At 70.1% G+C, this 13435-nt stretch carries 11 protein-coding genes; 4 read left to right on the plus strand and 7 right to left on the minus strand.

Features of this window, described 5'->3' with window-relative positions:
- Positions 1 to 11: 11 nt before the first annotated feature.
- The 7 genes from E4F25_RS01655 to cysS all read right to left on the minus strand — a co-directional run bounded on the left by E4F25_RS01655 (position 12) and on the right by cysS (position 9299).
- The gene (locus E4F25_RS01655) at positions 12 to 3158 is read right to left on the minus strand and encodes an efflux RND transporter permease subunit (protein WP_140908537.1); all 3147 of its coding nucleotides are present in this window, start codon (positions 3156 to 3158) and stop codon (positions 12 to 14) included.
- 1 nt (position 3159) lies between these two features.
- The gene (locus E4F25_RS01660; protein ID WP_246069698.1) at positions 3160 to 4419 is read right to left on the minus strand and encodes an efflux RND transporter periplasmic adaptor subunit; all 1260 of its coding nucleotides are present in this window, start codon (positions 4417 to 4419) and stop codon (positions 3160 to 3162) included.
- A complete protein-coding gene (locus tag E4F25_RS01665; RefSeq protein ID WP_246069699.1) occupies positions 4416 to 5675 on the minus strand; it encodes a TolC family protein in 1260 nt (419 codons plus the stop codon). Before E4F25_RS01665 ends, E4F25_RS01660 begins: the two co-directional genes overlap by 4 nt.
- A 103-nt stretch (positions 5676 to 5778) precedes the next feature.
- Complete coding sequence (locus tag E4F25_RS01670; protein WP_140908538.1) at positions 5779 to 6195, minus strand: hypothetical protein; 417 nt, start codon at positions 6193 to 6195, stop codon at positions 5779 to 5781.
- 55 nt (positions 6196 to 6250) lie between these two features.
- Complete coding sequence (locus E4F25_RS01675) at positions 6251 to 7486, minus strand: MFS transporter (RefSeq protein WP_140908539.1); 1236 nt, start codon at positions 7484 to 7486, stop codon at positions 6251 to 6253.
- Complete coding sequence (locus E4F25_RS01680) at positions 7483 to 7929, minus strand: SufE family protein (RefSeq protein ID WP_140908540.1); 447 nt, start codon at positions 7927 to 7929, stop codon at positions 7483 to 7485. Before E4F25_RS01680 ends, E4F25_RS01675 begins: the two co-directional genes overlap by 4 nt.
- Entirely contained in the window at positions 7926 to 9299 is a 1374-nt protein-coding gene (gene cysS / locus E4F25_RS01685) for a cysteine--tRNA ligase (RefSeq protein WP_140908541.1), read from the minus strand. The genes E4F25_RS01680 and cysS overlap by 4 nt, the downstream gene beginning before the upstream one ends.
- An 82-nt stretch (positions 9300 to 9381) precedes the next feature.
- Between cysS and E4F25_RS01690 the strand changes: the two genes are divergently transcribed.
- The 4 genes from E4F25_RS01690 to E4F25_RS01705 all read left to right on the plus strand — a co-directional run bounded on the left by E4F25_RS01690 (position 9382) and on the right by E4F25_RS01705 (position 13430).
- Positions 9382 to 9894 (plus strand): hypothetical protein, encoded by a 513-nt coding sequence (locus E4F25_RS01690; protein WP_246069700.1) that lies wholly within the window; start codon positions 9382 to 9384, stop codon positions 9892 to 9894.
- 236 nt (positions 9895 to 10130) lie between these two features.
- Complete coding sequence (locus E4F25_RS01695; protein WP_140908542.1) at positions 10131 to 11141, plus strand: N-acetylornithine carbamoyltransferase; 1011 nt, start codon at positions 10131 to 10133, stop codon at positions 11139 to 11141.
- Entirely contained in the window at positions 11138 to 12364 is a 1227-nt protein-coding gene (locus E4F25_RS01700) for an argininosuccinate synthase (protein WP_140908543.1), read from the plus strand. Before E4F25_RS01695 ends, E4F25_RS01700 begins: the two co-directional genes overlap by 4 nt.
- On the plus strand, positions 12354 to 13430 hold the full coding sequence (locus tag E4F25_RS01705) for an acetylornithine deacetylase (RefSeq protein WP_140908544.1): 1077 nt from the start codon (positions 12354 to 12356) through the stop codon (positions 13428 to 13430). Before E4F25_RS01700 ends, E4F25_RS01705 begins: the two co-directional genes overlap by 11 nt.
- Positions 13431 to 13435 lie beyond the last annotated feature (5 nt).

Below are 13435 nucleotides of genomic sequence, written 5' to 3' on the forward strand. Positions count from 1 at the left end.
TGGGTGGGCGGCTATGACGCTTCGCTCTCTGCGGGAATGGCTGAACGCACGGCCAGCTGCCGCTGCTTGATCAGCGAGTACAGTGCCGGAATCACCATCAGCGTCAGCACCGTCGACGAAACCATGCCACCCACCATCGGCGCGGCGATGCGGCGCATGACCTCCGAACCGGTGCCTGTGCTCCACATGATCGGCAGCAGGCCGGCCATGATCGCGACCACGGTCATCATCTTCGGGCGCACGCGGTCGACCGCGCCTTCGATGATCGCCTCGCGCAGGTCGCCGGCATCCAGCGAGCGGCCTTCGGCGCGGCGCTGCGCGGCGCGAGCCTCCAGCGCGTGGTCGAGATAGATCAGCATCACCACGCCGGTTTCCGCGGCGACGCCGGCCAGCGCGATGAAGCCGACGATCACGGCGACGCTGACGTTGTAGTTGAGCAGCCACATCAGCCACACACCGCCGACCAGCGCGAACGGCACCGACAGCATCACGATCAACGACTCGGTGACGCGGCGGAAGTTGAGGTACAGCAGCAGGAAGATCAGCGCCAGCGTCACCGGAACGACAACGCGCATCTTTTCGGCGGCACGCTGCATGTACTCGTATTGACCGCTCCAGGTCACGTAGTAGCCCGGTGGAAACTGCACCTGTTCGGCGACCGCTTCCTGCGCTGACTTCACGTAGCGGCCCAGATCGCTCTGACGCGTATCGACGTAGATGTAGGCCGCCAGCATCGCGTTCTCGGTGCGGATGCTCGGCGCCCCTTTCTTGACCTCGATCCGCGCCAACTCGCCGAGGGGCACCTGGGCGCCGCCGGGCACCGGCACCAGGACCTGGGTTCCGATCCTGTGCGGGTCGTCGCGCAGCTCGCGTGGATAGCGCACGATCGCGCTGAAGCGCTCTCGGCCCTGGAGGATGGTGGTGACGATCTCGCCGCCCAGCGCGGCCGCCACCACGTCCTGCACCTCGCCCAGAGTGACGCCGTACTGGGCCAGGCGGGCCAGGTCGGGGGTGATGTCCAGGTAGTAAGCGCCGGTCAGGCGTTCGGCGAATGCGCTGGTCGTCCCTGGCACTTCGCGCACCACGGCTTCGATCTCGGTGGCGAGGGCGTCCAGCTGTTCCAGGTCGTTGCCGAAGAGCTTGATGCCCACGGGCGTGCGGATGCCGGTGGCCAGCATGTCGGTGCGCGCCTTGATCGGCATCGTCCAGGAGTTGGCGACGCCCGGGAACTTCAACGCCTCGTCCATCTCGGCGATGAGCTTGTCGATGGTCATGCCGTCGCGCCATTGGTCCTCGGGTTTGAGGTTGATGACGGTTTCGAACATCTCCAGCGGCGCCGAATCAGTGGCGGTCAGGGCGCGGCCCGCCTTGCCGAACACCGACTCCACTTCCGGAAAGCCCTTGATGATCCGGTCCTGCTGCTGCAGCAGCTCCGACGCCTTGGTCACTGACATACCCGGGAGCGACGTGGGCATGTACAGCAGCGTGCCCTCGTTGAGCGTGGGCATGAACTCGCTGCCCAGCCGCGACGCCGGCCACAGGCTGGCGAACAGGGCGACCAGCGCGATCGCGATGGTCGCCATCCGGTACCGCAGCACGACGTCGATCACGGGCCGATAGGCCGCGATCAGGGACCGGTTCACCGGGTTCTTGTGCTCAGGCACGATCTTGCCGCGCACGAACAGCAGCATGAGCACCGGCACCAGCGTGACCGAAAGCAGCGCGCCCCCCGCCATCGCGAACGTCTTGGTGAACGCCAGTGGCTTGAACAGGCGGCCTTCCTGCGCTTCCAGCGCGAATACCGGAAGGAACGAGACAGTGATGATCATCAGGCTGAAGAACAGCGCCGGCCCGACCTCCCGGCAGGCGTCGATGATCAGCTGGGCTCGGCTGCGGGAGCCGTCGGAGCGCTCGATGTGCTTGTGCGCGTTCTCGATCATCACGATCGCCGCGTCGACCATCACGCCGATCGAGATCGCGATGCCGCCCAGGCTCATGATGTTGGAGTTCATGCCCAGCGCACGCATCGCGATCACCGCGATCAGCACGCCGACCGGCAACATGACGATCGCGACCAGTGCGCTGCGCGCATGGAACAGGAACAGCAGGCACACCAGCGCGACGATCAGGCTCTCCTCAAGCAGTGTCGTGCGCAGCGTCTTGATCGCACGCACGATGAGATCGGACCGATCGTAGACCGCCTGGACGCTGACGCCTTCGGGCAGACCGCGTGCAAGTTCCGCGATCTTGTCCTTCACCCCGCCGATCACGGCCAAGGCGTTCTCGCCGAATCGCGCAATGACGATCCCGGCCACGACATCGCCTTGGCCGTCCAGGTCGGCGATACCACGGCGCTCGTCGGGTACCAGTTCGACCCGGGCGACGTCTCTGATCAACACCGGTGCGCCCCCTTCGGCGCGCAGCACAAGACTCTCGATGTCCTCGATGCCGCGCAGGTAGCCGCGGCCCCGGACCATATACTCGGTCTCGGCCATCTCGATCACGCGGCCGCCGACGTCGCGGTTGCTCGTGGCAATCACTTCCGACACCCGCGAAATCGGGATGTCGAACTCGCGCAGCCGGACCGGATCGACGGTAATCGAGTACTGGCGCACGAAGCCGCCGACGCTGGCGACCTCTGCCACGCCGGGCGCGGTAGTGAGCTGGTAGCGCAGGTACCAGTCCTGCATGGCGCGCAGCTCGTCCAGCGAGTGGCGGTCGCTTTTCAGCACGTACTGGTAGACCCAGCCCACGCCTGTGGCGTCGGGGCCCAGTGCGGGTGCCACGCCAGGAGGCAGGTTCTTCGACGCGACGTTGAGGTTTTCGAGCACGCGCGAGCGCGCCCAGTACAGGTCCGTGCCTTCCTCGAAGATGACGTAGATGAAGGAGGCGCCGAAGAACGAGAACCCGCGGACGTCTTTCGACTTCGGTACCGCGAGCAGGGCGCTGGTCAGCGGATACGTCACCTGGTCCTCGACCACCTGGGGCGCCTGCCCCGGGTACTCGGTGAACACGATCACTTGCACATCCGACAGGTCAGGCTGTGCGTCCAGCGGCGTGTTCATCAGCGCGTAGATGCCGCCGGCTACGATCGCCAGCGTCATCACCAGCACCAGGAAGACGTTGCGGACCGACCATTCGATGAGGCGTGCCAGCATGTCAGTGGCCCTCGTGGCCGGTGGCACCACCGCCAAGACCTTCCAGCGCCGACTGCAGGTTGCTTTCCGCGTCGATCAGGAAGTTGGCCGAGACCACGACCTGTTCGCCTTCGGCGATGCCCTCAAGCACTTCGACGCGATCGCCGCCGCGCCGACCCAGAGTGACGTCGCGCGGTGCGAAGCGGCCGGGGCCGGTCTCGACCAGCACCACCTGGCGCGTGCCGCTGTCGAGCACGGCCGAGCGCGGAATGGTCAGGACCGGTCCGGCTCCGGGCTCCTCGAGCAGCACCGTCCCGTAAAGCCCCGGCCGCAGGTCGCCATCGAGGTTGGGCAAGGCGATACGCACGTCCACGGTGCGCGTTGCCGCATCGATGACCGGCTGCACGAAGGTGACTTCGCCCTCGGCTACCTGGCCCGGCAGGGCCACGGTTTCAAACCGGGCCGGCTGGCCGGGCTTGATGCCCGCGGCCTGCGCCGCCGGCACCTTGGCGATCACCCACACCGTCGACAGGTCCGCCAGTCGCAGGATGGTTTCGCCGGCTTCGAAGCGCGCGCCCTGGACGACCGGTTTTTCGATCACGACCGCGTTCGCGGGTGCGGTGAGGACCAGGGCCGTCTTGCCCAATTGCGAACCGCTGATCTCCCAGTTGCGCAGACGGGTCCGGGCGGCATCGCGCAGGCGGACCATCGACGCCGCGCTCGCGGGGTCGGACTCGGCCAGCCTGCGGGCAGTCTCGTCGGCCAGCCGGTACTCCTGCTGCGCCGCGGCCAGCTGTGGACTGTAGACAGACAGCAGCGGCTGCCCGGCGCGGACCCGCATGCCGGTCTGGTTCGCGTACAGCCGCTCCACCCAGCCTTCGAAGCGCGGCGCGATCGCGTATTGACGGGTCTCGTCGACCTCGACGGTGCCGCTAGTGCGCACCGTGGTGGCCAGGTCCTCGCGCTTTACCGCTTCGGTGCGCACGCCCAGCGCTTGCACCTTGTCAGGTGGCAGCACCACCGTTCCAGGCGCCGCCGGCGGGGCGTCGTCGGCATAGACCGGAACATAGTCCATGCCCATCGGATCCTTCTTGGGCACTGGCGAGGTGTCCGGAAGGCCCATGGGATTGCGGTAATAGAGCACCTTGCGTTCCGCGGCCGGCGCCTCGGCGGACCTGTTTGCGCTCGTGGAGTCGTTCGTCGCCCGGCCGGCCATCCAGCCGACGGCGAGGGCGGCGAGGACGGTGCCGATGGCGAGCGACAGGGTCTGGGCACGGGTCATCGGATCTCTCCTTCGATGGCGCGCACGGCGGCGGCGCCCAACAGTTCGTCACGCAGTGCATCGACCCGTGCGAGGTCGGCGCCCTGCCATTCGTTGAGTGCTTCCAGCAATGTCCCGAAGTCGACTTCGCCGACTTGGTAGCTGGCAAGCGCGGACTGCCAGGTGGCGTCGGCCTGCGGCAGCAGCGTGTTCTCGATCAGCCCCCGGCGTTCGCGTGCGCTGGTCCACTGGGACCAGGCGGAGGCGCCGCGTTCCTCCACGGCCCGCAGCGTGGCGTCCATCCGCGCCAGCGCCGCGGCTTCGAGCAGGCGCGATTCGCGCTCGCGCTCGCGGCGGGCGCGCTGCTGGAACGGGATCTCGACCTCCAGCATCAGCTCGGTACTTTCGATACCGTTGCCGAGCTGCATCGCACCCACGCCGACGGTGATGTCGGGAAAGCGGTTGCGACGCTCCAGTACCACGTTGGTGCGCGCCGCTTCGGCGCGGGCCTGCTGTGCGCGGACCGCCGGGTGCGCATCGGCGCCATCCAGTGCCTCGGCGAGCGAGGCACTGTGAACGACGAGGGGCGGTGCCTCGTCGGGCGTCGCCAGCGGTGCATCGGAACGGCGCCCGAGCACGGCGTTCAGCGTGGCAGCCGCCTCCTGCTTGGCCGCGAGGCGTTCGATCCGCTCGCGCCGGAGGCTGGTCTGCTCGACTTGGGCGCGGATGGCATCCTGCTGCGCCGCGCGCCCCAGGGCGTAGCGCACACCGGCCATTTCTTCGACCTGGCGGAGCAGGGCAATGCGGCGGTCGAGCACGGCCACGGCCTGGTCGGCATGCCAGTAGCGCACGTAGGCCGTTTCAGCCTCTGCCAGCAGGTCGCGAGCCGTGGTGATGCGGTCGAGTCCGATCGCAGCCGCGCCCTGGCGCGCGACGGTCCGTGCCAGGTCGCGCTTGCCCCACAGCGGGACGTGCTGGCGCAGCGCGTATTCCACCTCGCGATGGGCGCCGGCGGCGCGCCAGGGCGTTTCGGGGTCGAGGCCGCGGAATCCAACGGAGGCCGTCGGGTCGGGCAGGGCGCCTGCAGGCAGGATCCGCGCTTCGGCGGCCTGGGTCTCGAAGTCCAGTGCCCGCAACTCGGGGTTGTGTTCGAGAACCCAGGCGTGGACCGACTCGAGACTGTGTCCCGGGACGGGTTCGGTTGCGACAGAGGGTAGCGCCAGCGTCAACAGGGCGCCGGCCAGCACGCAGGGAAGCAGCTTGAACGAGGATGCCATGGCATTGTCCGGAGGCCGAACGAGAGCAGGGCCGTGGCGAAGCACGGCGCGAACGCAACATGACTGCGCCGCACAGGCGTGCGGCTCAGTCAGCGTTCGGGCATCAAATCAGCAGGAGCGCAGCCGGATGCGCGGTCGGGCGGTGCCAAGCGGACCTGGGTGGCGAGTCCACCCAGAGGGACGTGACCGCCGGCACGCCATGAACGACCTCGGCTACGGCGAACCAGGGGAGCCAAGTTCCGATCAACAGGGGGGGAACCGGCGGGATCCGCGCACTGTCCGCCGAAATGTCCCCCTCGGTGCAATGCGCGGTACACAGCGCATCGCCCGCCGGGGCGGGATCGCAGTCGTGGCCGTGGTCGTGGTCGTGATGGGCACCCATGGCGCCCGGAATCGTCGGGTTGCCAGCGGCATCCAGGCAACCAGCATGACCGGCCAGCGCGACCTGAGACCACAGCAGCGCCGTCATCGCCAGCAGGGCGGTACGCTGGAACCAGTTGCGACGGCGACGGCGGGTCATGACCTGAGCTTACCCCTTGCACGGCCCGATGCGCCTGATCCAGGTCATGTGCCTGCTACTGCAGCTCGCGCAGGTCCAGCCGGCGCAGGCGCGGCGCGCGCAGGGCGGTGACCGCGGCCACGCCCATGGTCACGCAGCCGCCGAGCACCACCGCCGGCACCAGCCCGAGCAGCCGCGCCATCGAGCCGGCGTAGAACGCGCCGAGCTCGTTGGACGAGCCGATGAAAATGCCGTTGATCGACGACACACGGCCGCGCATCGCGTCCGGCGTGGCCAGTTGCAGGATGGTCGAGCGCACCACCACCGAGACCCCGTCGCAGGCGCCGGAGAACAGCAGGAACGCGGCCGACAGCCACAGGCTGGTGGACAGCCCGAAGCCGATGTTGCACAGCCCGAAGCCGGCCACCGCGTACAACAGGATACGGCCGGCGTTGCGTTCCAGCGGCTTGCGCGCGAGCCAGGTGGCCACGCAGATCGAACCCAGCGCCGGCGCCGCGCGCAGGATGCCGAGCGCCTCCGGCCCGGCGTGCAGGATGTCCTTGATGAAGGCCGGCAGCAGCGCCACCGCGCCGCCGAGCAGCACCGCGAACATGTCCAGCGCCAGCGCCGCGAGCAGGATCTGGTGTCCCCAGACGAAGCGCGCGCCCTCGGCGATGCTGCGCAGCACCGGCTGCTTCGGCGGTGGCGGCGGTTCGGTGACGCGCAGCAGGCGCACCGCGACCATCGCCACCAGCGCGAAGCCGACCGCGGTGGCGTAGGCGACGTGCTTGCCGGCGAAACCGGTGAGGGCGCCGCCCAGTGCCGGCCCGACCACCAGGCCGGCCTGGAACACCACGCTGCCGAAGCCGGCGCCGTGCGCGTACTGTTGCCGCGGCAGCACCCGCGCGAACAGCGCGTTGTACACCGGGCCCAGGAACGAGCGCACCGAGCCGGTCAGCAGGATCGCGGCGTAGATCGCGCCGACCCCGGACGTCGGCAGCCAGCCGAGGGTGATCGCGACCAGCAGCAGCGGCGTGACCGCCAGCAGCGCGCACGCCAGCGCCCCGAGCTTGCGCCGGTGCACGTTGTCCACCAGGTAGCCGGCGAAGGGCGCGGTGCAGAAGTAGGGGATGACCTCGGCCAGGCCGATCAGGCCGAGCGAGAACGGGTTGCGGGTGATCTCGTAGACGTGCCAGCCGACCGTCACCGCCACCACCTGGTAGGACAGGATCGAACTCAGGCGGTAGACCAGCAACTGCAGGAACGGGCCGTTCCGCAACGGCGAACCAGGCGCCGGGAGCAGCGATCTCACGGGGCCGCGAGCGCCGCCTCGGCGCGCGCGCGGATGAAGCCGAGCAACGCCGCGAGGCCGTTGCTGCGGGTCGGCGAGAGGTGCTTCGACAGCCCGATCGCGGCGATGTAGTCCGGTTCGGTGGCCAGGATCTCGGCGGCCGGGCGCCCGGAATACACGCGCAGCGCCAGGTACACCAGGCCGGACACGATCGCGGAATCACTGACCGCGGCGAAGTCGAGCCGCGCGGCGTCGCCGGACGGCACGATCCAGACCTTGGACTGGCAGCCGTGCAGCCGGTGTTCCTCTGTCTTCCACTCCTCGGGGAACGGCGGCAGCTTGCGGCCGAGGTCGATCAGGTACTGGTAGCGCTCGGACCAGTCGCCGAAGAACGCGAACTCGTCGGCGATCGCGGCCTGCGCCTCGGCGGCGGTGGCTTCGAGCGGGAAGGGCGCGTCGTTCATGCCGGTGCCTTGCGGGTCCAGCGCACGCCCTGCGGCGTGTCCTCGAGCACGATGCCGTCGCCTGCGAGCTGCGCGCGGATCGCGTCGGCGCGCGCGAAGTCGCGCGCCTGCTTGGCCGCGGTGCGTTCGTCCACCAGCGCCTGGATGCGGGCGTCGTCGTCGCCGGAGGCGCCGCGCGCGAACCACTGCGCCGGATCCTGCTGCAGCAGGCCGAGCGCCGCGCCGGCACCGAGCAGCTCGCCCTTCAGGCGCGCACGCTCCGCGGGTTCGGTCGCCTTGCGCGCCTCGCCGGCGATGCGCGCGATCGCGGCCAGCGCCGCCGGCGTGTTGAGGTCGTCGTCGAGCGCGGCCTCGACCGCCGCGGGGATCACCGGGGTCGCTTCCACGTCCGCCAGGTCGCGCAGGGTGCCGTACAGCCGGTCCAGCGTGCTCACCGACTGCTCGATCAGGCGCGGGGTCCAGTCCAGCGGCTGCCGGTAGTGGGCCGACAGCAGCGCCAGGCGCAGGGCCTCGGCCGGATGCCGTTGCAGCAGGTCGTGCACCTTCTCGATGTTGCCGACCGACTTCGACATCTTCGCCCCGCCGAACTCGAGCATCCCGTTGTGCAGCCAGAAGCGCGCGAACGGCTTGCCGTGCGCCGACTCGCTCTGCGCGATCTCGTTCTCGTGGTGCGGGAACTGCAGGTCCACGCCGCCGGCGTGGATGTCGATGGTCTCGCCCAGGTGCGCCGCGGCCATCGCCGAGCACTCGATGTGCCAGCCCGGGCGGCCGCGACCCCAGGGCGAATCCCAGCCGGGCAGGTCCGGGGTCGAGGGCTTCCACAGCACGAAGTCGCCGGGGTCGCGCTTGTACGGAGCTACCTCGACCCGCGCGCCGGCCAGCATCTCCTCCGGGTCGCGGCGCGACAGCTTGCCGTAGTCGCCGAAGCTGGCCACCGAGAACAGCACGTGGCCCTCGGCGGCGTAGGCGTGGCCGGACGCGACCAGCCGCTCGATCATCGCGATGATCTCGGGGATGTGCGCGGTGGCCTCCGGCTCGACGTCGTAGGCCGAGACCCCCAGCGCAGCCATCTCCTCGCGGTAGGCCGCCGCGTAGCGGTCGGTGATCCTGGCGATCGGGACCCCGGCCTCGCGGGCCGCGGCGTTGATCTTGTCGTCCACGTCGGTGATGTTGCGGGCGAAGCGCAGGTCGCCGTGGCGCCGGCGCAGCAGGCGCGCCAGCACGTCGAACACCACCGGCCCACGCGCGTTGCCGATGTGCACGTAGTTGTAGACCGTGGGCCCGCACAGGTACATCGTCGGGCAGCCCGGGTCCAGGGGCGCGAACGGCTCCAGCCGTCGCGTCAGGCTGTTGTGGAGGTGCAGGCTCATGGGCCCGCGATTCTAAACGGCCCGGCCGCCGACAGCGATGATTCAGCCGTTTCCGGAGCCGCAGCGCATACACTGTTGCCCCGTGGAACCGTCCCGTCCCGCCTCCTGCCCAGCGCAGGCGCGCCCGCAAGGCCGCCTGGCCTTCGCGTGCCTGCTACTGGCGTGCGTGCTGCTGGCCGCGCTGGCGCTGCCGGCCGCCGCGCAGGAAACGGTGGTGCCCAAGCGCAACGTCCGCACCGGCTACGCCAAGGTGCTGAGCGTGACCCCGGTGTACCAGACCCTCACCGCCAGCCGCATGGAGCAGCAGTGCGAAGGCGCGGAGGCGGAGGAGCCGCCGCGCCGCGGGATCGCGCGCCTGGTGGACAAGGTGAAGGACGCGCTGGGCGGGGAGGAGGAAGCGCCTGCCCCCGCGCCGTCCGCGGAGGACTGCCGCATGGTCCGGGTGGAGCGCGAGTTCCGGCGTCCGATCGCCTACGACGTGGACTACATCTACCGCGGCATGAAGTACCGCTCGCGGCTGCCCTACGACCCCGGCCACCGGCTCAAGGTCCAGGTGACCCTCGAGCCCTACGTGGCCCCGCCCGACGGGGAATGACCGGTGCTTGCCCGCGGCCCCCGCGCGTGCGAGGATGCGCGCCGATGAACCACCCCAGCGCCAACGCCTCCGTCCTGACCAGCGCCCGCATGGCCGCTGGCATGACCTCGCGCGCGCGCCGCCTGGAAGCCCACATTCCCGCTGGGTAACCCGGACGCGCAACTGCACCTCCGATAAAAGCCCGGCCCAGCGCCGGGCTTTTTGCTTTTCCGAGTCCCGAGTCCCGAGTCCCGCCAATGAAGCATTTCCTCAATACCCAGGACCTCTCCCGCGCCGAGCTGGACGCGCTGCTGGCCGCCGCCGCCCGCTTCAAGCGCGCGCCGGTCGGCGAAGCGTTGAAGGGAAAGTCCATCGCGCTGGTGTTCTTCAACGCCTCGCTGCGCACCCGCGCCAGCTTCGAGCTCGGTGCGTTCCAGCTCGGCGGGCACGCCATCGTGCTGCAGCCGGGCAAGGACGCCTGGCCGATCGAGTTCGACCTCGGCACGGTGATGGACGGCGACGCCGAGGAGCACATCGCCGAGGTGGCGAAGGTGCTCGGCCGCTACTGCGACCTGATCGGCGTGCGCGCATTCCCGAAGTTCACGGACTGGTCGCTGGACCGCCAGGACCGGGTACTGCAGGCCTTCGCCCGGCACGCCACCGTGCCGGTCGTGAACATGGAGACCATCACCCATCCCTGCCAGGAACTGGCGCACGCGATGGCCCTGCGCGAGCACTTCGGTACCAACGACCTGCGCGGGAAGAAGTACGTGCTGACCTGGACCTACCACCCCAAGCCGCTCAACACCGCGGTCGCCAACTCCGCGCTCACCATCGCCACCCGCCTGGGCATGGACGTGACCCTGCTGTGCCCCACGCCCGACTACGTGCTCGACGAGCGCTACATGGGCTGGGCGCGCGACAACGTGGCCGAGGCCGGCGGCTCGCTGCACGTCAGCCACGACATCGAAGCCGCCTACGCGGGCGCCGACGTGGTCTACGCCAAGAGCTGGGGCGCGCTGCCGTTCTTCGGCAGCTGGGCCGCGGAGAAGGCGATCCGCGACCGTTACCGCCACTTCATCGTGGACGAGGCCAAGATGGCGCTGACCAACGACGCCGTGTTCTCGCACTGCCTGCCGCTGCGCCGCAACGTCAAGGCCACCGACGCGGTGATGGACTCGCCGCGCTGCATCGCCATCGACGAGGCGGAGAACCGGCTGCACGTGCAGAAGGCGGTGATGGCGTGGCTGGCAGGAGGCGCGGCATGAACCGGGACATCGTGCTGGCATTCTCCGGCGGGCTCGACACCAGCTTCTGCGTGCCGTACCTGCAGGAGCAGGGCTGGACCGTGCATACCGTGTTCGCCGACACCGGCGGCGTGGGCGCCGCCGAGCGCGCGGCGATCGAGGCGCGCGCGGCCGAACTGGGCGTCGCCTCGCATCGCACCGTGGATGGCGGGCCGGCGCTGTGGCGCGACTTCGTGCGCCCGTTCGTGTGGGCGGGCGAGGGCTACCAGGGCCAGTACCCGCTGCTCGTCTCCGACCGCTACCTGATCGTGGACGCGGTGCTCGCCCGGGCGCGGGAGCTGGGGACCAATGCCGTTGCCCACGGCTGCACCGGCATGGGCAACGACCAGGTGCGTTTCGACCTGGCCGTCATGTCCACCAGGAGCGGGGCCACCGGCGACTGGGCGATCGTCGCCCCGATCCGCGAGATCCAGAAGCAGCACGCGCAGACCCGCGCCTACGAACAGGCCTACCTCGAGCAGCGCGGCTTCGCCGTGAACGCGAAGCAGAAGGCCTACACCATCAACGAGAACCTGCTCGGCGTGACCCTGTCCGGCGGCGAGATCGACGACTGGCAGGCGCCGGGCGAGGGCGCGCGCGGCTGGTGCGCGCGGCGCGAGCAGTGGCCGGCCGAGCCGCTTCAGGCGCGGCTGCGCTTCGAGCGCGGCGAAGCGGTCGCGCTGGACGGCAAGCCGCTCGCCGGCCAGGAGCTGCTGGCGCGCCTCAACACGATGTTCGCCCAGTACGGCGTCGGCCGCGGGCTGTACACCGGCGACACCACCATCGGGCTCAAGGGCCGGATCGTGTACGAGGCGCCGGGCCTGGCCGCGCTGCTCGCCGCGCACCGCGCGCTCGAGGAGGCGGTCCTCGGCAAGCAGCAGAACCGCTTCAAGCCGCAGGTCGCGCGCAAGTGGGTGGAGCTTGTCTACGAGGGCTTCTGGCACGACCCGTTGAAGGCCGACGTGGAGGCGTTCCTGGCGTCGTCGCAGCGCACCGTCAACGGCGAGGTGCTGCTGGAGACCCGCGGCGGCCGCGTGGACGCGGTCGCCGTCGAGTCGCCCCACATCCTGCGTTCCGGCACCGCCACTTACGCGCAGAGCGCGGACTGGGGCGTGGAGGAGGCGGAGGGGTTCATCCGGCTGTTCGGGATGAGCTCAACCCTGTGGGCCGAGGTCAACGGCAAGGGCAGCGGCGATGCTGCCTGAGGTGCTGCGCCACCTGGAGGCGCTGGTGGCGTTCGACACGCGGAATCCGCCGCGGCGGATCGGTGCCGGCGGGATCTTCGAGTACATCGCGGCGCAGTTGCCGGGTTTCCGTTGCGAAGTGACGGACCACGGCGATGGCGCGGTGTCGTTGCTGGCGGTGCGCGGGAATCCGCGGCGGGTGTTCAACGTGCACCTGGACACGGTGCCCGATTCGCCGGGATGGAGCGCCGATCCGTGGCGCCTGCGCGTGGAGGGCGAACGCGCCATCGGACTGGGCGCGTGCGACATCAAGGGTGCGGCGGCCGGGCTGATTGCCGCGGCCAATGCCACCGGCGGCGACGCCGCGTTCCTGTTCAGCAGCGACGAGGAAGCCAACGACGCGCGCTGCATCGCCGGCTTCCTGGGGACGGATCACGGGTTCGCGGAAGCGATCGTGGCCGAGCCGACCGGCTGCGAGGCGGTGCTCGCCCACCGCGGCATCGGCTCGGTGCTGCTGCGCTTCCGGGGCGAGGCGGGGCACGCCTCGGCCGCGTCCGCGCTGGAGGCCAGCGCGCTGCACCAGGCGGTGCGCTGGGGCGCCGGCGCACTGGCCCTGGTCGAAGCCGAATCGCACCGCCGCTTCGGCGGCCTGACCGGGCTGCGCTTCAACATCGGCCGCATCGAGGGCGGGATCAAGGCGAACGTGGTCGCGCCCGAGGCGGAGCTGCGCTTCGGGTTCCGCCCGCTGCCGTCGCACGACATCGACGAGTTGCACGCGCGTTTCGCCGGTTGCGCCGGCCCGATCGCGCACTACGAGGAAACCTTCCGCGGCCCGCCGCTGCCCGCCGGCGACGTCGCCGCGGCGGAGGAGCGCCGGCTGGCCGCGCGCGACCTCGCCGACGAGCTCGGCCTGCCGATCGGCAACGCGGTGGACTTCTGGACCGAGGCTTCGCTGTTCTCGCGCGCCGGCATGACCGTCTTCGTCTACGGACCCGGCGACATCGCGCAGGCGCACTCCGCGGACGAGTGGGTGTCGCTCGCGCAGCTGCAGCGCTATGCGGACTCCGTCGCTCGGATCATCGGCTGATCGCG

Source organism: Cognatiluteimonas lumbrici (genome assembly GCF_006476065.1).
Classification (GTDB): domain Bacteria; phylum Pseudomonadota; class Gammaproteobacteria; order Xanthomonadales; family Xanthomonadaceae; genus Cognatiluteimonas; species Cognatiluteimonas lumbrici.

Bases quoted from the DNA above. Each gene is read 5' to 3' on its own strand.
- E4F25_RS01655 (WP_140908537.1), bottom strand. From the start codon at position 3,158: ATGCTGGCACGCCTCATCGAATGGTCGGTCCGCAACGTCTTCCTGGTG.
- E4F25_RS01660 (WP_246069698.1), bottom strand. From the start codon at position 4,419: ATGACCCGTGCCCAGACCCTGTCGCTCGCCATCGGCACCGTCCTCGCC.
- E4F25_RS01665 (WP_246069699.1), bottom strand. From the start codon at position 5,675: ATGGCATCCTCGTTCAAGCTGCTTCCCTGCGTGCTGGCCGGCGCCCTG.
- E4F25_RS01670 (WP_140908538.1), bottom strand. From the start codon at position 6,195: ATGACCCGCCGTCGCCGTCGCAACTGGTTCCAGCGTACCGCCCTGCTG.
- E4F25_RS01680 (WP_140908540.1), bottom strand. From the start codon at position 7,929: ATGAACGACGCGCCCTTCCCGCTCGAAGCCACCGCCGCCGAGGCGCAG.
- cysS (WP_140908541.1), bottom strand. From the start codon at position 9,299: ATGAGCCTGCACCTCCACAACAGCCTGACGCGACGGCTGGAGCCGTTC.
- E4F25_RS01695 (WP_140908542.1), top strand. From the start codon at position 10,131: ATGAAGCATTTCCTCAATACCCAGGACCTCTCCCGCGCCGAGCTGGAC.
- E4F25_RS01700 (WP_140908543.1), top strand. From the start codon at position 11,138: ATGAACCGGGACATCGTGCTGGCATTCTCCGGCGGGCTCGACACCAGC.
- E4F25_RS01705 (WP_140908544.1), top strand. From the start codon at position 12,354: ATGCTGCCTGAGGTGCTGCGCCACCTGGAGGCGCTGGTGGCGTTCGAC.